The following is an 18,593-nucleotide window of genomic DNA, read 5'->3' on the forward strand; positions in this document are numbered from 1 at the left end:
GCCCGTGAACGGCCCGACGGAGGGCGGCCGGCCGACGGACGCAGTGCCCCCGGCCGCCCGCCTGGACCGGGCGAAGCTGCTGGCCGCCCGGTACAAGGCGGCCGAGGCCCGCCCCTACCTCGCCTCCGCCCTGTACGCGCTCACCGTGGTCCCCTCGGCCGGGGTCCCGACGATGGGCGTGGACCGGCACTGGCGCTGCTACGTCTCGCCCGCCTTCGTCGACGCCACGCCGGTGACGGAACTGGCCGGGGTGTGGATCCACGAGGTCGCCCACCTGCTGCGCGACCACCACGCCCGGGCGGCCCGGCTGCCGGCCGCCGACCAGCGCGACCGGGTCCGCGTCAACATCGCCCAGGACTGCGAGATCAACGACGACCTCCTCGCCGACGGGCTGGCCCTGCCCGAGGGCCGGATGGAACCCAGACTCTTCGGCCTGGCCGCCGGCGGGCTGTTCGAAACGTACCTGCCCGCGATCCCGGCCACCCCGCCGCACGCGCCGGACTGCGGCTCGGGCGCCCACGGAGCCCCGATGCCCTGGGAGCTCGGCGAGGCCGCCGGTCCCACCCGGATCGGCCGGGTCGAGGCGGAGGCGCTGCGCCGGCAGACCGCCCAGGCCATGCGCGCCCACCAGCGCATCCGGGGGAGCCTCCCGGCCGGCTGGCAGCGCTGGGCACAGGAGCTGCTGGAGCCCACCGTCGACTGGCGGCGCGCCCTGTCCGGGGCGGTACGGGAGGCCGCCGCCTGGGCGGGCGGCGCGGTGGACTACACGTACCGCCGCCCCTCGCGGCGCACTCCGGCGCTCGGCGGCCGCGTGGTGCTGCCCAGCCTGCGCCGGCCGCTGCCGCGGGTCGCGATCGTCATCGACACCTCCGGGTCGATGGGCGAGGACGAGCTCGCCGCCGCTCTCGGCGAGGTCACCGGCGTCCTGCGGGAGGTGGGGGTCCGGGGCAACCGGGTCGCCGTACTGGCCTGCGACGCGGACGTGCACACCGTGGCCCGGGTGACGAGCACCGAGCAGGTGGTCCTGGCCGGGGGCGGCGGCACGGACATGCGCGTCGGCATCCGCGCCGCGCTGGCGGCGGCGGACCGGCCGAACATCGTCGTCGTCCTGACCGACGGATACACGCCGTGGCCCGACGAGACCCCGTCCTGCCGGCTGATCGCCGCGCTGATCGGGGCCGACGCACCGCAGCCGCCGCACTGGGTGGAGACCGTACGCGTCGTGCCCGGCGCTTGAAGGCGCCGGCCCGACTGGCCGGGAACGTACGCCCGTCCGGACCGGCAGGGCCCCCGCGTGACAGCATGGACGGGGCAACACCCGGTATGCGGAGGGGGAGTTCGGTGAGCACGTCGACAAGCACGGTACGCAAGAGCCTGGCCAAGGTGGAGATCGCCCTGCGGTGGGATCCGAGCCCCGCGGGCACGCCCGCACACGACCTGGACATCATCGCGGCGGTCTACGGCGCCGCGGACCTCCACGGGGAGCCCGTCCACGTCGTGCACTTCGGCAGCCGTTCCCCCGACGGCACCATCACCCTGAACCGGGACAGCCAGACCGGCCAGGGCTTCGGGTTCGACGAGGTGATGACTCTCGAACTGAACCGGATGTCGCCCGCGTTGGGCCGGGTGGTGGTGGGCGTGGTCATCCAGGACACCGGCCCGCGCGGCGCCCGTACGAAGACCTTCGCGGCCATAGGCGGTACGGGGGTCCGCATCCGCGAGGGCTACACCGATCTCGCGGTGGCCGATTTCGCGGGTGTCCCGGCCGCCACCGCGGCCACGGTCGCGGAGTTCACGCGTGACGCGTCGGGGGCCTGGTCCCTGGACGCCGCCGTACGGGGCTTCGACGCCGGTCCGGAGGAGTTCGTCCGGGCCATGGGCACCCCGCGGTCCTGACGCGAGGGGCCGGGGGGCCGCACAGACCGGGCGGTGGTCACTCCCTCAAGCGAGTGACCACCGCCCTGTCCGGTGGCGCGCTGCCGCCGTCCCCACGAGGCAGCGCGGGCGGGTCGCCGTCCGGTCATCGGTGACGGCGGCCCGCCGGTTCAGGGGGCCTCCCGGTCCGGGTCCGGGACGGGTGCCAGTCCCAGGGCGGGCAGCAGCGCCGCGTCGACGAACCGGACCAGGTAGTCGGCGTCGGCGTACCGCCCCTCCAGCACCGGCCGGATCCGCAGTACGCCCATCAGCTGGGCCGGCAGGAACTCCACGGCCGGATGGTCCGCGGCGATCTCCCCGCGCTCCACGGCCCGCGCCACCATCGCGTCGAACGCGGCCAGTTCCGGCTCGACCAGCGCCTCGCGCAGGGCCGCCTGGAGCCCCTCGTCGCTGAGCACGGCATGCCCGAGGGCCTGGGTGAGCCGGGTGTCGCGCCCCGAGTTGCCGGCCGCGATCCGGGCCGCCTCGCGCAGGTCGCCGGCGAGCGTGCCGGTGTCCACCGCGACCAGCGTGCCCTGCCGGTTCGCGCGCAGGGCCGCCGCGACCAGCTTCGGCTTGGTCTTCCACTGCCGGTAGAGGGTCGACTTCCCGCAGCAGGCCCGGGCGGCGACGCCCTCCATGGTCAGGGCCTCGTACCCGTGCTCGCGCAACTGCTCCAGCACGGCGTCGTAGAACTCCTGCACCCGCTCCGGGGTGATCTTGGAGCGGCGCGCGGCGGGCGGCGTCGACGTCATGGTGAGCGGCTCTCCTCGGGGGCTCCGCGGCGGATGGTTCCGTGAGGGAAGTGTACGGGAACGCGAACGTATCGGTACACCGGCGTATCGATACGCGAATGTATCGATACACTTGCGTGTCGTTGTGTGCGCGGTCGAGGCCGGCCGCCGCGCAGCGGCGCACCCACCGCGTGGCCATCCGCGTACAGGCGGCGCGCGAGCACAGGAAGAGAGAGCGGGGGAATGAGCTCCCACACCACACCTGCCGGGCCGGCCGACGGCCCGGGAACCGGGCAGCGGCGCCGCCTCATACGCGAGCTGCTGCTCGTCGCGGGCCTGTTCGCCGTGTACAAGGCGGGCCGGATGCTCTCCACGGACCGTGCCGACGAGGCGCTGCGCAACGCCGGCCGGATCTGGGATGCCGAACGCACCCTGCACCTGCCCGGCGAGGGCGCGATCCAGCGGCTGCTCCTGCACGGGGCCGACGGCGGCGGGGCCGGGGACGCCCTCGTGCACACCGCGAACACCTACTACGCGGCCGTGCACTTCCCGGCCACCGTCCTCTTCCTGATCTGGCTGTACCTGCGCAGACCCGGCCACTATCAGTGGGCCCGGCGCGTGCTCGCCGTTCTGACCGGCGCCGCCCTCGCGCTGCACCTCGCCTTCCCGCTCGCCCCGCCGCGGATGCTCGACGCGGCCCACCTCGTCGACACCGGGCAGGTCTACGGGCCCTCCGTGTACCGGGCCGCGCCCGCCGCGGACACCCTGGCCAACCAGTTCGCCGCCATGCCTTCCCTGCACTTCGGGTGGGCGCTGATGCTGGCGCTCGGCATGATCGCCGCCACCCGGTCCCGCCTGCGCGTGCTGTGGCTGCTGCACCCGCTGGCGACGCTGCTCGTGATCGTCGGCACCGCCAACCACTACTGGCTCGACGCCGCCGTCGCCGCCGTGCTGCTCGGCGGGGCGCTGCTGGTCGTCCCGCGCCCGCGGGTCCGTACCGGCTCGCTGCCCGTCGTACGGCACCTGCCGGGCCCGCAGAGCGCTGCCGGGGCGCCCCGGGCGGCTCAGCGGGCCCGTACGGCACAGGAGGCCCCGGCAGAGGTCGCGGGGGCCGGCCGATGAACGCCACTGTCCTCGCCGTCGCGCTCTGCCTGGCCTCGGCCGTGGCCTACGCGGCCGCCGCAGTGGCCCAGGAGCGGCTCGCACGCGCCGCCGTGGCCCGCAGCGCCGGAGCCCTGCTCGGCAACGGGGCCTGGTGGTGGTCGGCCGGGCTGAACGCCGGCGCCGCGCTGCTGCACGCGGCCGCCCTGCGCTACGGGCCGCTGACTCTGGTCCAGCCGCTCGGCGCGCTCACCCTCGTCGCCGCCGTCCCGCTCGGAGCCCGCGGAGCCGGCCGCCGGGTCGCGGCCACCGAATGGCGGGGCACCCTGGCCACCGTCGTCGGGCTCGGCCTGCTCCTGCTCCCGGCCTCCGGACCGGCCCCGGACGACACCCTCAGCCTGGCCGAGGCGCTCGCCGTGTCCGGGGCCACCGCCGCCGTGATCGTGCTGCTGACCGTACGCAGGGACGTGCGCTCGGGGCTGCGGCACGCGACGGCGTCCGGACTGGCCTCCGCCGTGGCCTCCGCCCTGACGCAGACGGTGGCCGTCGCGGGCGGCCGCGGCGGACCCCTGCTCAGTGTGCGGGTCGTCGCCGTGGCCCTGCTCGTCGTGGTGTTCGCGGTCGGCGGGATGCTCCTGTCGCAGCGGGCCTACCGGGGCGGGCTCGGAGCGCCGCTCGCCGTGGTGAACCTGGCCAACCCGCTGGCCGCTGCCGCCATCGGCATGGTCCTGCTCGGCGAACGCCTCCAGGGCGGCGCGGTGGGGCTCCTGTTCGCCGTGGCCGGGGCGCTGGCGGCGGCGCGCGGGGTGCTGCTGCTGACGCGGACGGCCACGGGCACCGCGCCCGTGTCCACGCCCGCAGCCGGCTCCGGATCCACGCTCCCACCCGCATCTGCACCCGCATCCGCCGAGGCGCCGGACGCGGGATCCGCCGCCGGGCCGATCAGCCGTGTGGCAGCATGACGCCCATGGCTGACGGATCGTTCCTCTCGCTCTGGTCCAGGAAATCGGTGCTGTCCATCGGTTCGGTGGGTTCGGTCCTCTCCATCGGCTCCGTCGGCAGTGTGCTGTCGGTCGGGTCCGTCGGCTCCGCGTTCTCGATCGGCTCCGTGGGTTCGTGGCTGAGCACGGGCTCCCCCCTCTCCGCGCAGTCACACTGCTCCGTGCTCTCCCACCGGTCGAGCCGGGCGGTGCTCGCACGGCGGTCGCGCGGTGGCCTCGCGGCGGCCGCGGTGGTGGCCGCCGGGGTCGCGCTCGTACGGCTGCGCCGCTGCTGAGAACCGTTTCGCTGCTGTTCGCGTCCTCCCCGGTGAGAACGCGAACAGCCACGTACGAGCGAAGCGGAGTGAACGACCATGGGGATCGTCAGTTGGATCGTCCTGGGGCTGCTGGCCGGAGCCATAGCCAAGTTCCTGCTGCCCGGCCGTGATCCGGGCGGCCTCATCGGGACCACGCTCATCGGCATCGCCGGAGCCTTCACCGGCGGCTGGCTCTCCGCGAAGTTCCTGGACAAGCCGATCGGGCACGAGTTCTACGACCCCGCCACCTGGGGCTCCGCGATCGCGGGCTCGCTCGTGCTGCTCATCGGCTACCGGATCCTGTTCGGCAACTCCCGCGACTGAGCCGCGCCGCGGCCCCACCGCCTACGCTGGGGCCGCACGGCGCGACGTACGAGCTGCGAGGAGCCCCGAGCCACATGAGCGTCACCCCGGTCACCCCCGTCCCCACCAGCGACCTGTACGACGAGCACGGTGAGGGCCTGGCCATCTGCACCACGCCGTTCCGCCAGTTCGGCGGGCGCCGGCTCTTCGCGGGCCCGGTGCGGACCGTCTCGTGCCACGAGGACAACGCGCTGCTGCGCGAGCTGGTCAACACGCCGGGCGAGGGCGCGGTCCTCGTCGTGGACGGCGGCGGCTCCCTGCGCACGGCCCTGACCGGCGACCTCATCGCCGGAGCGGCGCAGCGCAACGGCTGGGCGGGACTGATCATCAACGGTGCGGTCCGCGACAGCGTCGCGCTCGGCGGACTCGACCTCGGCATCAAGGCACTGGGCACGGTCCCCCGCAAGAGCGGCAAGACGGGCGCGGGCACCGTGGACGTACCGGTCACCATCGGCGAAGCCACGTTCCGCCCGGGGGACACGGTCCACGCGGACGACGACGGCACGGTCGTCCTTCCCACCGCCTGACCCGGCAGGCGGCGGCCTTCGGGGGGGCGAGATCCGGCCACGGGCGGGGCGGGACCCCTGGTGCCGGTCCGGTGGGCCGGGATTCACTGCGGGGCCATGAGACGACACAGGATCACGGGCCTGCTCGGCGCGCTCGCGCTCGCGGCGGGCACCCTGGCCGCCGCCGCGGGACCCGCGGCCGCGGCCGGGCCGGCCGCACGCGCGAACGGGGCCCACGGCGCCCCGGATGCGGCCCGGGCGGGCCTGCCGGGCCCAGGGGCCGGCCCGGCCGCACCCCGGCCCGCTGCCGCCGCCGAGCCGCCCGCCGAGTTCGGGAGCGACTGGCACGACCCCCTCACCGCCGCCCCGCCCGTCGCGCGGCCCGCGACCCGGTCCTGCGAGGTGACCCTCGCCGAGGCGCAGTTCCGCGACTACACCCCCTATCTCGGGAGCTACACGCCCCCGGCGGCATGCGGCGGGGCCTGGGCCAAGGTCGTCCTGCGCCTCGACGGCAAGGTCAAGGGCCGCCAGTACGACCGCCTCGGCCACCTCTCCCTCGGCGGCGTCGAGATCCTGCGGACCTCCACCCCCGAGCCCTCGCCCGACGGCATCACCTGGTCCGTCGAGAAGGACGTCACCCGCTACCGCGACACCCTGAGCCGGCCACAGCCCGTGGAGATGCTGATCGGCAACGTCGTCAACGACACCTACACCGGCGTCATCGACGTCAAGGTCACCCTCACCTTCTACGCGGCCGACCGGGACCGGCACGCCCCCGCCCCCGGCACCCCCGACCGCGTCCTCCCGCTCGCCGGCCCGTCCGTCACCACCCCGCGCAACACCGAGCGGCTCCTCGCCGAGGTGTACGCCACCGGCTCCGGCGGTGGCTGCGAGGAGTACTGGTACATGACCGCCCCCGACGCCGCCCCGTACTCCTGCAAGGCCGCAGACGGCCCCTACCGCGAGGTCCGGATCTCCGTCGACGGGCAGCTCGCCGGCATCGCCGCCCCCTTCCCGACCGTGTGGACCGGCGGCTGGTCGAACCCCTTCCTCTGGTACGTCACCCCCGCGCCCCGAGCGTTCGACGTCCAGCCGATCGTCTACGACCTCACCCCGTACGCCGCGCTCCTCAACGACGGCCGCCCGCACCGGATCGAGGTGTCCGTCGCCGGCGTCCCGGCCGGGCAGAGCGGCTGGAGCACCCCGACGAACCTCCTCCTGTGGCAGGACGAGGGCCGCCCGGTCGTCACGGGTTCCCTCACCCGGCACGAGGAGGGCGAACCGGCCAACTCCGCCCGCTGGACGCCCGGTACCCAGCACCGCCTGGACACCGAGGGCGGCCACCGTCTCACCGTCGCCGGCCGGCTCGACACCTCCCACGGCCGGGTCACCACCACCGTCACCCGCGCCGTGCACAACACCTCCGTGCACCGCTGGACGGAGGGCGAGAACCAGGACGCCCTGACCGCCGCCTGGACCGACGAGGAGGACGTGACCCGCGGGGCCACCACCGTCCGCACCGCGCGCACGTACACGATGGACGGCGAGACCACCCTCGGCGCCGCGGACCGGATGCGCACCGTCATCGCCCTCGGCGACCGCGCCGAGACGGCCACCCTGCGCGGCGGCCGGACCGTGGACCGGACCCGGCTCGACGACCGGTACACGGGCGACGCCGCCTACACGGCGAACGTCCCGCGCGAGCAGCGGCACGCGGTCGGCACCAGCTCCGAGCACTACCAGCTGTACGGGTCGCAAACGGTCGGCGGCTGTTACGACCGCACCCTCGGCACCGTCCAGGGCACCGTGACGGTGGACCGCCGACGCTGCTGACAGTGGCGGCGCCTACGATGTCCGGCCATGGACATGAGTGAGGCCGAAAGACAGCTGGTCGACGGCCGCTTCGAACTGATCGCCCCCCTGGGCGCCGGCGGCATGGGCACGGTGTGGCGCGCCCGTGACATCGCACTGCACCGCGACGTCGCGCTCAAGGAGGTGCGCCCGCCGGACCCGGCGACCGCCGCGGCAACGCCCGGGCTCACGGTCCAGCTGCGCGAACGCGCCATCCGCGAGGCCCGGGCACTCGCCCGGCTCGCGCACCCGCACGTGGTGACGATCCACCACATCGTCGAGCCCGCCGACGCCGCGGTCGGACATCCGTGGATCGTGATGGAGCTGGTCAAGGGCGGCTCCCTGCACGACAAGCTGGAGTCGGGGCCGATGCCCGTCGCCGACGTGCTGCGGCTCGGCCTCGACGTGCTGTCCGCCCTGCGGGCCGCGCACGCCGAGGGCGTGCTCCACCGCGATGTGAAGCCGGCCAACGTGCTGCTGCGCCCCGACGGCTCGGCCGTGCTGACCGACTTCGGCATCGCCGCCCTGCACGGCTCGACGGCCCTCACCTCCACCGGCGTGCTCATCGGCTCGCCGGAGTACATCGCGCCGGAGCGCGCACGCGGCGAGGAGGGGCTGGCGGCCTCCGACCTGTGGTCGCTCGGCATGCTGCTCTACGTGGCCGCGGAGGGCGTCCATCCGCTGCGCCGGGCCACCAGCCTGGCCACCGTCGTCGCCGTGCTCGACGACCCGATCCCGGCCCCGGTGCGCTCCGGCCCGCTGGGCCCCGTACTGGAGCGGCTGCTCGTACGGGACCTGGCCGTGCGGCCCGACGCGGCGCAGCTGGAACAAATGCTCCGTGACGCGAGCACTGCTCTCGGCGGCGCCACTCCGGTCACGCCCCCGGTGATCCTGGGCCAGTACGGGCCGCCGAGCACACAGGCCGCGATACCGCAGCCTCAGCCCCACCAACCCCAGCTTCACCAGACCCCGATCCCGCAGCCCTACTCCCCGCCGCCGTTCACCCCCGGTGGCGGCTCCCCGTACTCGACCACCACGCCCGTCCCGGCCGTGCGCACCCCGCGCCGACGCCCGGCGCTGATCGTAGGCATCCTCGCGGTGGCCCTGGCCGGCGGTGCGATCGGCATCGTCAACTTGCTCCCCGACGGCCACTCCGGCGGCGGCAACGGCGAGGCGAAGGGCGGCGGCACCGCCGCGAGTGCGGCCTCCTCCACGGCCCCCAGCACCAAGGCGAGCACCCCCAAGGCGAACGGCAGCCCCGTGGCCGCCCCCAAGGGCACCCTGCTCACCCCCGCCAATGTGCGGACCGCGCTCGACGCCCTCAAGCAGAAGTCCGGCACCACCGAGTTCGTGGAGATGACGGTCTACGAGGAGTACGTGCTCGCCTCCATCCCCACCGGCCCCGGAGCCAAGACCTACGACCGCTACGAGTACCGCGACGGCGAGGCGAAGCGCACCGGCCCCGGCGGCACCGTCAAACCGGACGAGCCGCTGATCGACATGGCGGGCGTCAACTGGGACGCGCTGCCCGGCCTCCTCGACCAGGCCAAGCAGGAGCTCGGCGTGGCCAACCCGACCTCGCGCTACGTCATCGTCGAGCCCTGGCTCTTCGACCAGACCCCGTCCATGCGGCCCTACCTCAGCGACGAGTACGGCCAGGGCGGCTACCTCTACGCCGACACCCAGGGCAAGGTGAAGAAGGTCTACCGCTCCTGACATCGTGTACCCGTACGCACATCGAACCCGCGTACGGTCCTTCACGGTTCGAGGAGCACCCCCACCATGCCCAGCTGGCGCACCACCCTGACACGGGCCGGTATCCGCAGCCCCCGGCTGCGCGACGACTACACGCACGTCGCCCGCCGGGTCCTGCGGCGCGAGCCGGCCCCGTACGTGACGCTGCGCCTGCTCGCCGCGCCGCCGCTGGTGCCCTGGCTGACGGCGGGGGTGGCCTTCATGAACCTCGTCGACGACGTGGCCGAGACCGGTACGCCGCAGGAGCGCTCCGCCGGTCTGGCCGCGCTCTCCGCACAGGTGGAGACGGCCCTGGAGACCGGCGACAGCCCCGACCCGCTGCTGCGCGCATACGCCCACGCCGTCGCCTCCCGCGGGCTGCCCGTGCACTGGGTCTCCCGGTTCCTGGACGGCGCCGCCACCGCCGAGGCCCGCTTCGACGGCTTCGACACCGAGGAGGACTTCCAGTTCTACCTGGACGCCTACGCCTGGCCCGGGGTGCTCGTCTTCACCGGACTCCAGTACCAGGGCGGCCCCGACGAGGAACAGGCCTCCGGGTGGCGGCGGTTCGTGGACGCCGCCCAGCGGGTCGACTTCCTCGCCGACCTCGCCGGAGACCTGGCACAGGGCCGGCTCTGCCTCCCGCGCGCCCGCCTCGCCGAGCACTCCGTCACTCGGGCCGACCTCGAACAGGCCCGCGACACCCCGGCCGTACGTGCTCTCCTCGCCGCCGAAACCCGGCGCGCCCGCACCGCCCTCGACGCCACCGACGGCATCCTCGACCTGGTCGAGCCGGGCCTGCGCCCCGTGATCGCCACCATGTCGGAGCTCATGGGACACCAGCTGACCGCCGTGGAGCGGGCCGGCGTCCAGGCCCTGCGCAAGGACGTCGGCTACGGTCTGGCGGCCCCCCTGCGCACCCTGGCCCGCGCCCGCGCCCGCTCCCGTCGGCCGGTTACGGCCGACTAGCCTGATCACCATGCCTTCGCCGTCCCTGCCCCCCGAGGTCCGCCGCTCGGCCGGTGCCTACCTGGAAGCCGCCGACCGGGCGGTACCCGGACTCGTCGAGGGGCTGTACCTGCACGGCTCGCTCACCTACGGGGACTACCGCCCGGGACGCAGCGACATCGACTTCGTCGCGGTGCTGAGCGGGCGTCCGGCCGACCACGTCGTCCGGCGCCTCGGCGAGGCCCTCACCGAGCTCGGCCGCCACCACCCGCGCCCGTACTTCGACGGACTCCACGTCACCCGCGCCGATCTGGCCGGTCCGCCGGCCGACTGCCCGGACGTGCCGTGCATCGGGGAATGGGAGTTCCAGCCCGCCGGCCGCTTCGGCGTCAACCCCGTGACCTGGCACGAACTCGCCCGGGGCGCGATCACCCTGCGCGGTCCCCGGCTCGGGCCCGGCGACGTGTGGGCCGACGAAACGGCGCTGCGCACGTACTCCCACGGCAACCTCCGCGACTACTGGCTGCCGTCGCTCGCGAAACTGCGCGCCGGAGAAGGGGCCGTCGCGTCCGGGCCGGCGGAGCGGGCGCAAGGGCTGACGGAGTGGTTCGTGCTGGGCGTCGCCCGGCTGCACCACCTGCTGGCCACCGGCCGCCTCACGTCCAAGGGGGGCGCCGGCCGGCACGCCCTGACCGCCTTCGGCACGGAGTGGCACCCGATCGTGAACGAAGCCCTCCGCATCCGGAACGGAGCCGGCATCCCCTCACCCGGCTACGACTCCGACCCGGCCGCACGGGTGCGCGACACCATCGCGTTCGTCGAGCCCGCCATCGAGGCCGGCCTCCGGCTGGGCCCGTAGGCCCCCGGCTCGCGGACCGCCGGGCCAGGACATTTGTACCGGTGGGGTCCGTACATGCGGATCTGCCGGGGAGCCGCCGCGGTCCATAGCGTGGTGGGCATGACACAGACGACGAAGGCGACACGGACGCCGCGGCCGACGCGCACGACGGACACACCACACGACGAGCCCGCGATCCGGTTCCGGGCGGCCGCCAAGGCCTTCGGCCCCGTCCACGCCGTCGCCGGCATCGACCTCGACGTCCGGCGCGGCGAGACGGTCGCCCTGCTCGGCCGCAACGGTGCCGGGAAGTCCACCACCATCGCGCTGCTGCTCGGCCTGGACGAGCCCGACGCGGGCAGCGTACGGCTCTTCGGCCAGGCCCCCGGGCAGGTGGTCGGGGCCGGCCGGGTGGGCGCCATGCTCCAGGAGGGGCGCGCCGTACCGCGGATCACCGTGCGCGAGCTCGTCGGCTTCGTGGCCCGGACCTACCCGGCCCCCATGCCGGTCGCCGAGGCGCTGGAGCTCGCCGGGCTCACGGAACTCGCCGGCCGGCGCATCGACCGGCTCTCCGGCGGCCAGGCCCAGCGCGTCCGCTTCGCCGTCGCCCTCGCAGGCAACCCGGAGCTCATCGTGCTCGACGAGCCGACCGCCGCCCTCGACGTGGAGGCCCGCCGCGCCTTCTGGGAGTCGATGCGCGGCTACGCCCGGCGTGGCAACACGGTCCTGTTCTCCACGCACTACCTGGAGGAGGCCGACGCCCACGCCGACCGGATCGTGGTCGTCGACCGCGGGCGGATCGTCGCCGACGGCACGGCGGAGCAGCTGCGCCGCGTCGCCGGCGGGTCGCTGGTCTGCGTCGACCTGGCCGGGCGCCCCACCGAGGGCCTCGCCGAACTGCCCGGGGTGGTCTCCGTGGAGGTGCGGGGCGACCGGGCGCGGCTGCGGACGCAGGACCCGGACGCGACGGTCCTCGCCCTCGCCGCACTGGGCGCCGTCCGCGGGATCGAGGTCACCGCGCCCTCGCTCGACGAGGCCTTCCTCGCCCTCACCGACACCGCCGAAACCGCTTCCACCGCTTCCACGGGGAGTGCCCGATGATCAACGCCTACGTCCGCCTCGAAGTCCGCCGTGCCCTGCGCGACACCGGATTCGTCGTCTTCGGCATCGGCATGCCGGTGCTGATGTACCTGCTCTTCACCAACCTCGGCACCGACGAGGCCGAATGGAAGACGGCCTCCATGGTGGCCATGGCCGCCTACGGGGCCCTGGGCGCGGCCCTGTCGACGGGGACCGGCGTCGCCGAGGACAAGGGCGTCGGCTGGCTGCGGCAGCTGCGGGTCACGCCGATGACCCCGCGGCAGGTGGTGGTGGGCCGGGCCCTGACCGGCTCGGTGATCGTGCTGCCCGCCATCGCCGCCGTGCTCGCGGCGGGCGCGCTCGTCAACGGAGTCCGGCTGGGGGCCTGGCAGTGGGCGGCCGTCACCCTCGTCCTCTGGCTCGGCGCCCTCCCCTTCACCCTGCTCGGCATCGGCAACGGCTACCGGCTCACCGCCCAGACCACCGGCCTGGTCAACGTCGGCTGCAGCCTCGCGCTCTCCATCGCCGGCGGACTCTGGTTCCCGGTCGAGCTGTTCCCGCAGTGGCTGCGCTCCCTCTCCGGCTTCACCCCGGCGCGGCGGTTCGCCGAGATGGGCCAGTCCCTCGCCGCCGGGGCGGCCCCCGGCCTGGGCGCGGTCGCCGTACTGGCGGTCTGGGGCCTGGCGTTCGGCTCGTACGCGATGCTCTCGTACCGTCGGTCCGCGAGGACGGTGTGACGCATGAAGCGGGGAACGGGAGCGAAGATGCAGGGCGGGCAGGCGATCACGAGGGAGCGGAAGGCCGACTGGGAGGCCCGCAAAGCCGGATGGCGGACACGGGCGAAGCGCCGCAAGGCCCGCGGTGAGGCCCCCGGCCCCGGCCACGACCACGGCCCGATGGGCCCGACCAATGCCTTCGCGCTGCTGCCGTGGCTGCTGCTGGGCATGGGAGCCATCTCCAACGTGATCAAGGGGGAGACCCCCAACCCCTGGATCGGCGTCCTCGGCCTGCTGCTCTTCAACTCCCTCTACATCACCCTGGTGTTCCGCGCCTTCGACCGGCGGGCGCGGGAGGCGGCGAGCACCCGCTGGTGCCTCGCCGCGCTGGGCGCGGTCACCTGCGCCCTCGCGCTCGCCTACGGGGGCAACTGGCTGCTGTTCTTCCCGCTGTGGGGCCTGGCCACCGGCGCGGTGGTCCGGGGCCGCCACCTCGCCCCGGTGATGTTCGCCGTCACCGCTCTGGCCGGGGTGGTCGCGGGCCGCGAGGAGGGCCGGGACGTCCTCGGCATCGTCTACGGGACGCTCGTGTCCGGGCTGGTCACCGCGGCCATCCTCGCCCTGTCCGAGACGGTGAAGGAACTGCGGGAGACACGGCAGGAGCTGGCCCGGGCCGCCGTGGACCAGGAGCGGCTGCGGTTCTCCCGCGATCTGCACGACCTGCTGGGCCATACCCTTTCGGTGATCGTCGTGAAGTCGGAGGCGGCCCGCCGGATCGCCCCCCGGGACATGGACGCGGCCCTCGCCCAGGTCGCCGACATCGAATCCGTCGGCCGCCAGGCGCTCACCGAGATCCGGGAGGCCGTCACCGGCTACCGCGAAGCCAGCCTCGTGGCCGAACTCGACCGGGCCCGCAGCGCGCTGACCGCCGCCGGGATCGAGCCCGTCGTACGGCAGTCCGGGCCCCCGCTGCCCCCTCAGGCGGCGGCGCTGCTCGGCTGGGTGGTGCGCGAGGCCGCGACCAACGCCATCCGGCACAGCGGCGCGACCACCTGCGAGATCGAGGTACGCAGCTCTGCGGAACGGGTCACCCTGGTGATCACCGACGACGGGGGCGGCGTAGGCTCGACCCCGCCGGGCAGCGGACTGACCGGCCTGGCCGAACGCCTGGCCGCGGCGGGCGGCACCCTCGCCGGCGGCCCGGCTCCCGGCCCGGGCCGCGGCTTCCGGGTCACCGCCGAACTCCCGGTGGAGCCGGCCGGACCGGAGGGGGCGCAGAGCCCGGAGAACCCGGCGGGTCCGGAGAACAAGGAGTGCCGATGATCAAGGTCCTGCTCGCGGAGGACCAGGGCATGATGCGCGGCGCTCTGGCCCTGCTGCTCGGGCTGGAGGAGGACATCGAGGTCGTGGCGCAGGTCGGCGCCGGGGACGAGATCGTGCCCGCCGCGATCGAGGCGCGGCCCGATGTGGCCCTGCTCGACATCGAACTCCCGGGCCGCAGCGGGCTCGACGCGGCCGCCGAGCTGCGCACGCGCTGCCCCGGCTGCCGGGTGCTGATCCTGACGACCTTCGGGCGCCCCGGCTACCTGCGCCGGGCGATGGAGGCCGGGGCCGCCGGGTTCCTGGTCAAGGACGGGCCGGTGGAGGAACTGGCCGCCGCGATACGCCGGGTGCTCGCCGGGGAGACGGTGATCGACCCCTCGCTCGCGGCTGCCGCGCTCAGCGCCGGTCCGAATCCGCTGACCGCGCGCGAGGCCGACGTACTGAACGCGGCGGCCGACGGGGCGACCGTGGCCGACATCGCGGCCAGGGTCCACCTGTCGGAGTCGACGGTACGGAACCACCTGTCCTCGGTCATCGGCAAGACGGGAACCCGCAACCGCATGGAGGCCGTCCGCGCGGCCCGCCGCCAGGGCTGGCTCTGAGGGCTCGGACGGAGTGGGGCAGACTGGCGCGTACGCCGGAACCCGAAGAAGGAGCGCCTGATGCCGCAGATCACCGTGGACTACTCCGCATCCCTGTCCGACGCCTTCGACCGGCGGGGGTTCGCGGGCGCCCTGCACCCGCTGACCGAGAAGATCGTCAGCACCCCCGTCGGCACCTGCAAGACCCGCTTCCGGCGCGCCGAGGAGACCTTCGTCGCCGATGGAGCGCCGGAGCACGCCGTCGTCCATGTCGAGCTGGCTCTGCTGCCCGGCCGTACGGATGAGGTGAAGGCCGAACTGAGCCGTGCCGTACTCGATCTGGTCCGCACGTACACGGGCTCCGCGCCGGGAGCGGTCGTGCACTGGTCCGTGGACGTGACCGAGTTGGGAACGGCGTACTGCAAGTACGTGGGAGACGCGGGGGCGGGGGTCTGAGCGGGACGGCCCCTGCCCGCTGCCGGGTCAGTACGCGCCGTTGACGTTGTCGATCGAGCCGTAGCGGGCCGCCGCGTAGTTGCAGGCGGCCGTGATGTTGGCGACCGGGTCGTACGAGTCCATGGCGGTGCCCGGTACGTGGTAGGCCCGGAAGGTCGGGTCGATGACCTGGAGCAGGCCCTTCGAGGGAATGCCGGCCGCGGCGTTGGAGTCCCAGTTGTTGATGGCCCGAGGGTTGCCCGAGGACTCCCGCATCACATTGCGGTGAATTCCGTTGTAGGAGCCGGGGATTCCGTGCTTGGCCATGATGGCCAGCGACTCGCGGATCCAGCCGTCGAGGTTGTTCGCGTACGAGGTGGCCGGCTTGGACACCGCAGTCGCCTTCGCGGCAGCCGCCTTCGCCGCCGCGCCGAGGCTCAGCTTGAGCCCGGGGCGAATCACCGAGGGATTGCTTCCGATGGCGTTCCGGTTGGTCTCGTAGAGGGCCTGCCAGCCGCCGTTCACCGCATGCTCTGCGGCGATCTTCGAAAGGGTGTCGCCGACGGCCACGGAATAGGTCAGGGGAGCGGTCGCCTTTGCCGCCGCCACCTTGACCGCGGGCAGCGCGGCGGTCTTCACGGCGGGCACCGCGGCCGGCTGTGTGACGGCCGCCCCGGCCGTGGTCGCGCTGATCAGCGGCAGGGCGAGTGCGGCGCCGCCGGTGCCGGCGAAGGCCAGCTTGCGGATGAGCGGGCGCTGCTTCGACCGACGGTGCTTACCGGGTCCGGGCATGGCGGAATTCCTCACGTGCGGGTGCGGGGGGTCCCTGGCGGCGGCCGGATCCGGCAGCTGCCCGCTGGGAACGACGTGACCGTAAGCGAGCCCGCCGGACCGGAACAAGGCGTGAATTCCACCCGGTGATCGACTTCCCGGTTCCGGGGTGGTAAATGACCTTGGGGGTGCGTTCCGGGAATGGCGAAATTCCTTTCCTGGAAAAGGGAATCTCGCCTTCCGTTTAAATGATGTTGAGCCTATTCGGGTGACTCACATCACGAGCTCCCGGAGCCTCTCCGAGAAACGGACAAGTCGCCCATACCCCTATCTGATTCGGGCATCCCGCCCGTTGTTTGTGAATCGCCCATGGAGGGCGTTTCCCGGCAAGTTGCCGGTCCCGAAGGAGGGGCCTGGAGTTCCGCCAGCCGCTCCAGCGCCGCCGACACCGCCGCCTCGCCCGCCGGCAGCAGCGGGAGCCGTACGTCCGGCGTCGGGATCCGGCCCTGGGCGTGGAGCACCGCCTTGACCACCACCGGATTGGGCTCGGCGAAGACCGCCGCCGACAGCCGGGCCAGGCCGTGGCCCAGAGCCCGCGCCCGCGGGACGTCACCGGCCCGCCAGGCCGCCGCCAGCTCCGCGTACCGCGCCGTCGCGAGGTGCGCCGAGGCGAGGATCCCGCCCGACGCGCCCAGCGCCAGCAGCGGCGACAGGTACGTGTCGTCGCCCGCCAGCACCGCGAACCCGTCCGGCAGCTCCCCGAGCAGTGCCACCGCCTCCTCGCCGACGCCGCCGCCCGCGTACTTCAGCCCGGCCACCCCGGGCAGCTCCCCGAGGGCCCGCAGTGCGGCCGCGTCCAGGGGCTGCCCGGTCCGGTACGGGATGTGGTAGATGACCAGCGGTACGGGGCTCACCCCGGCCAGGTGCGCGAAGTGCGCCAGCACCCCCGCCGCCCCGGGCCGCACGAACGGCGGCACCGTCACCAGCGCCGCCCGCGCCTCGGGCCACCTCGCCAGCCGGGCGAGCGAAGCCTCGGCAGCCCGGGTGCCGCTCGCCCCGGCGCTCACGGTCAGCATCGCGCCCCGCTCCCGGCAGACCCGGGCGCAGACGTCGGTGACGAGATCTCGCTCCGCCTCGTCGAGGGCGGCGGGCTCGGCCGTGGTGCCGAGGGCGACGATCCCGGCGGCGCCCTCGTCGAGGAGCTGGTGGGCGAGTGCCTCCAGGGCGTCGGCGGCGACGTCCCCGGCGCGTGTGAAAGGGGTGACGAGCGGTACGTGAATCCCGTGCAGGGAGAGGTTCTGCGTCATGCCCACGATCTTCATCCGCCCGGAACGTCAAATCCAGTTCGCGTTTCTTACCTGAACCGTAAGCTGAGCCGATGCTCGACGTACGACGCCTGCGCCTGCTGCGCGAACTCGCCCGCCGCGGGACCATCGCCGCCGTGGCAGAGGCCCTCGCCTTCAGCCCTTCGGCGGTGTCCCAGCAACTCGCCGTCCTCGAACGCGAGGCGGGCCTGCCCCTGCTCGAACGCACCGGCCGCCGGGTCCGGCTCACCCCTGCCGGGCAGAACCTGGTCCGGCATGCCGAGGCCGTGCTGGAGCGGCTGGAACAGGCCGAAGCCGATCTCGCCGAGGCGCGCGGCGGACTGGCCGGCGCCCTGCGCATCGGAGCCTTCCCCACCGCCATCCGCGCCATCGTCCCGGCCGCCCTGGCCACGCTGGCCCGGCGCCACCCGGGGCTGGAGCCGATGGTGTCGGAGACCGACCCGGCGGCGGTCGCGCACGCACTGCGCGCAGGAGACCTGGACGTCGCCCTGATCCACGAGTACGATTTCGTGCCCGCGCCGCGGGAGCCGGGGCTCGCCACGGACCCGCTCTACCGGGAGGCGATGTACCTGGCCGCCCCGGCCGGAGCGGCGGCGCAGGCCCCGCCGGCCGCGGCCGACGGGGCACCCGATGCCGATGCCGCATGCGCAGCCGCAGCCGCAGCCGCAGCCGGTGCCCCGGGCGCCGATCAGGGCGCCGTCCTGCGGGCCCATGCCGATGCCTCCTGGATCACCGCCACTCCCGGCACCCTCTGCCACGCCATGGCGCTGCGGGCCTGCCAGGCCGCCGGTTTCACCCCACGGATCCGCCACCGCGTCGACGAGTTCCCCACCGTGCTCGCCCTGGTCGCGGCCGGCCAGGGCGTCGCGGTCGTCCCGCAGCTCGGGGTCATGGGGCCCGTGGACCCGGCCGTCTCCCTCACGCGTCTGCTCATGGAGCGCCGTACCAAGGTCGCCTTCCGCAGCGGCGCCGCCGCCCACCCTGCCGTGGCCGCCTTCGCGTCGGCACTTCGCGCCGCCGTACCACCGGAACTCGCCACTCCGAGTTCCGTGGTGTGACACAACTCCCCTCGGCCG

The 18,593-nt window shown here is 74.3% G+C and carries 20 protein-coding genes; 17 read left to right on the top strand and 3 right to left on the bottom strand.

Annotated features, from left to right (window positions below; translation table 11 throughout):
* Nucleotides 1–4: 4 nt before the first annotated feature.
* The gene (locus tag ABTY04_RS12280) at nt 5–1,237 is read left to right on the top strand and encodes a vWA domain-containing protein (protein ID WP_502996618.1); all 1,233 of its coding nucleotides are present in this window, start codon (nt 5–7) and stop codon (nt 1,235–1,237) included.
* Between the two features lie 86 nt (nt 1,238–1,323).
* Nucleotides 1,324–1,896, top strand: coding sequence for a TerD family protein (locus ABTY04_RS12285; protein ID WP_352213418.1), 573 nt, complete (start codon nt 1,324–1,326; stop codon nt 1,894–1,896).
* 149 nt (nt 1,897–2,045) lie between these two features.
* On the opposite strand, the gene ABTY04_RS12290 is transcribed toward ABTY04_RS12285, so the two are convergent.
* Nucleotides 2,046–2,669 carry a TetR/AcrR family transcriptional regulator gene (locus tag ABTY04_RS12290; protein ID WP_352213287.1) on the bottom strand — a complete coding sequence of 208 codons (624 nt, stop codon included), beginning with the start codon at nt 2,667–2,669 and terminating at the stop codon, nt 2,046–2,048.
* Nucleotides 2,670–2,891: 222 nt separating this feature from the next.
* On the opposite strand from ABTY04_RS12290, the gene ABTY04_RS12295 reads away from it, so the two are divergent.
* From ABTY04_RS12295 to ABTY04_RS12360, 14 genes are all read left to right on the top strand, one after another.
* Nucleotides 2,892–3,770: a phosphatase PAP2 family protein gene (locus tag ABTY04_RS12295; RefSeq protein WP_352213288.1), complete on the top strand. Its 879-nt coding sequence runs from the start codon at nt 2,892–2,894 to the stop codon at nt 3,768–3,770.
* Nucleotides 3,767–4,711 (top strand): hypothetical protein, encoded by a 945-nt coding sequence (locus ABTY04_RS12300; RefSeq protein ID WP_352213289.1) that lies wholly within the window; start codon nt 3,767–3,769, stop codon nt 4,709–4,711. Before ABTY04_RS12295 ends, ABTY04_RS12300 begins: the two co-directional genes overlap by 4 nt.
* A gap of 5 nt (nt 4,712–4,716) precedes the next feature.
* Complete coding sequence (locus ABTY04_RS12305) at nt 4,717–5,025, top strand: hypothetical protein (protein WP_352213290.1); 309 nt, start codon at nt 4,717–4,719, stop codon at nt 5,023–5,025.
* A gap of 78 nt (nt 5,026–5,103) precedes the next feature.
* A complete protein-coding gene (locus tag ABTY04_RS12310) occupies nt 5,104–5,370 on the top strand; it encodes a GlsB/YeaQ/YmgE family stress response membrane protein (RefSeq protein WP_352213291.1) in 267 nt (88 codons plus the stop codon).
* 74 nt (nt 5,371–5,444) lie between these two features.
* Nucleotides 5,445–5,936 carry a ribonuclease E activity regulator RraA gene (rraA, locus tag ABTY04_RS12315; protein ID WP_352213292.1) on the top strand — a complete coding sequence of 164 codons (492 nt, stop codon included), beginning with the start codon at nt 5,445–5,447 and terminating at the stop codon, nt 5,934–5,936.
* Between the two features lie 243 nt (nt 5,937–6,179).
* Nucleotides 6,180–7,748 carry a peptide-N4-asparagine amidase gene (locus ABTY04_RS12320; RefSeq protein ID WP_502996623.1) on the top strand — a complete coding sequence of 523 codons (1,569 nt, stop codon included), beginning with the start codon at nt 6,180–6,182 and terminating at the stop codon, nt 7,746–7,748.
* A 27-nt stretch (nt 7,749–7,775) separates the two neighbouring features.
* Nucleotides 7,776–9,482 carry a serine/threonine-protein kinase gene (locus ABTY04_RS12325; protein WP_352213293.1) on the top strand — a complete coding sequence of 569 codons (1,707 nt, stop codon included), beginning with the start codon at nt 7,776–7,778 and terminating at the stop codon, nt 9,480–9,482.
* A 66-nt stretch (nt 9,483–9,548) separates the two neighbouring features.
* Nucleotides 9,549–10,469: a phytoene/squalene synthase family protein gene (locus ABTY04_RS12330; RefSeq protein ID WP_352213294.1), complete on the top strand. Its 921-nt coding sequence runs from the start codon at nt 9,549–9,551 to the stop codon at nt 10,467–10,469.
* Between the two features lie 10 nt (nt 10,470–10,479).
* Nucleotides 10,480–11,307 carry a nucleotidyltransferase domain-containing protein gene (locus ABTY04_RS12335; protein ID WP_352213295.1) on the top strand — a complete coding sequence of 276 codons (828 nt, stop codon included), beginning with the start codon at nt 10,480–10,482 and terminating at the stop codon, nt 11,305–11,307.
* Between the two features lie 99 nt (nt 11,308–11,406).
* Nucleotides 11,407–12,387 (top strand): ABC transporter ATP-binding protein, encoded by a 981-nt coding sequence (locus ABTY04_RS12340; RefSeq protein WP_502996619.1) that lies wholly within the window; start codon nt 11,407–11,409, stop codon nt 12,385–12,387.
* Nucleotides 12,384–13,103 carry an ABC transporter permease gene (locus ABTY04_RS12345; protein WP_352213296.1) on the top strand — a complete coding sequence of 240 codons (720 nt, stop codon included), beginning with the start codon at nt 12,384–12,386 and terminating at the stop codon, nt 13,101–13,103. Before ABTY04_RS12340 ends, ABTY04_RS12345 begins: the two co-directional genes overlap by 4 nt.
* Nucleotides 13,104–13,106: 3 nt before the next feature.
* Nucleotides 13,107–14,405, top strand: coding sequence for a sensor histidine kinase (locus ABTY04_RS12350; protein WP_502996620.1), 1,299 nt, complete (start codon nt 13,107–13,109; stop codon nt 14,403–14,405).
* A complete protein-coding gene (locus ABTY04_RS12355) occupies nt 14,402–15,007 on the top strand; it encodes a response regulator (protein WP_352213297.1) in 606 nt (201 codons plus the stop codon). The genes ABTY04_RS12350 and ABTY04_RS12355 overlap by 4 nt, the downstream gene beginning before the upstream one ends.
* A 60-nt stretch (nt 15,008–15,067) precedes the next feature.
* Nucleotides 15,068–15,442, top strand: a complete 375-nt coding sequence (locus tag ABTY04_RS12360; RefSeq protein WP_352213298.1) for a 5-carboxymethyl-2-hydroxymuconate Delta-isomerase — start codon at nt 15,068–15,070, stop codon at nt 15,440–15,442.
* 27 nt (nt 15,443–15,469) lie between these two features.
* Here ABTY04_RS12360 and ABTY04_RS12365 read toward each other — a convergent pair whose 3' ends face one another.
* Both ABTY04_RS12365 and ABTY04_RS12370 read right to left on the bottom strand, forming a co-directional pair.
* Nucleotides 15,470–16,213 carry a transglycosylase SLT domain-containing protein gene (locus tag ABTY04_RS12365; RefSeq protein WP_352213299.1) on the bottom strand — a complete coding sequence of 248 codons (744 nt, stop codon included), beginning with the start codon at nt 16,211–16,213 and terminating at the stop codon, nt 15,470–15,472.
* A gap of 257 nt (nt 16,214–16,470) precedes the next feature.
* Nucleotides 16,471–17,499, bottom strand: a complete 1,029-nt coding sequence (locus ABTY04_RS12370) for a dihydrodipicolinate synthase family protein (RefSeq protein ID WP_352213300.1) — start codon at nt 17,497–17,499, stop codon at nt 16,471–16,473.
* Between the two features lie 71 nt (nt 17,500–17,570).
* On the opposite strand from ABTY04_RS12370, the gene ABTY04_RS12375 reads away from it, so the two are divergent.
* A complete protein-coding gene (locus ABTY04_RS12375; protein ID WP_352213301.1) occupies nt 17,571–18,575 on the top strand; it encodes a LysR substrate-binding domain-containing protein in 1,005 nt (334 codons plus the stop codon).
* Nucleotides 18,576–18,593 lie beyond the last annotated feature (18 nt).

The organism is Streptomyces sp. NPDC097981, assembly GCF_040302565.1.
GTDB lineage: Bacteria > Actinomycetota > Actinomycetes > Streptomycetales > Streptomycetaceae > Streptomyces.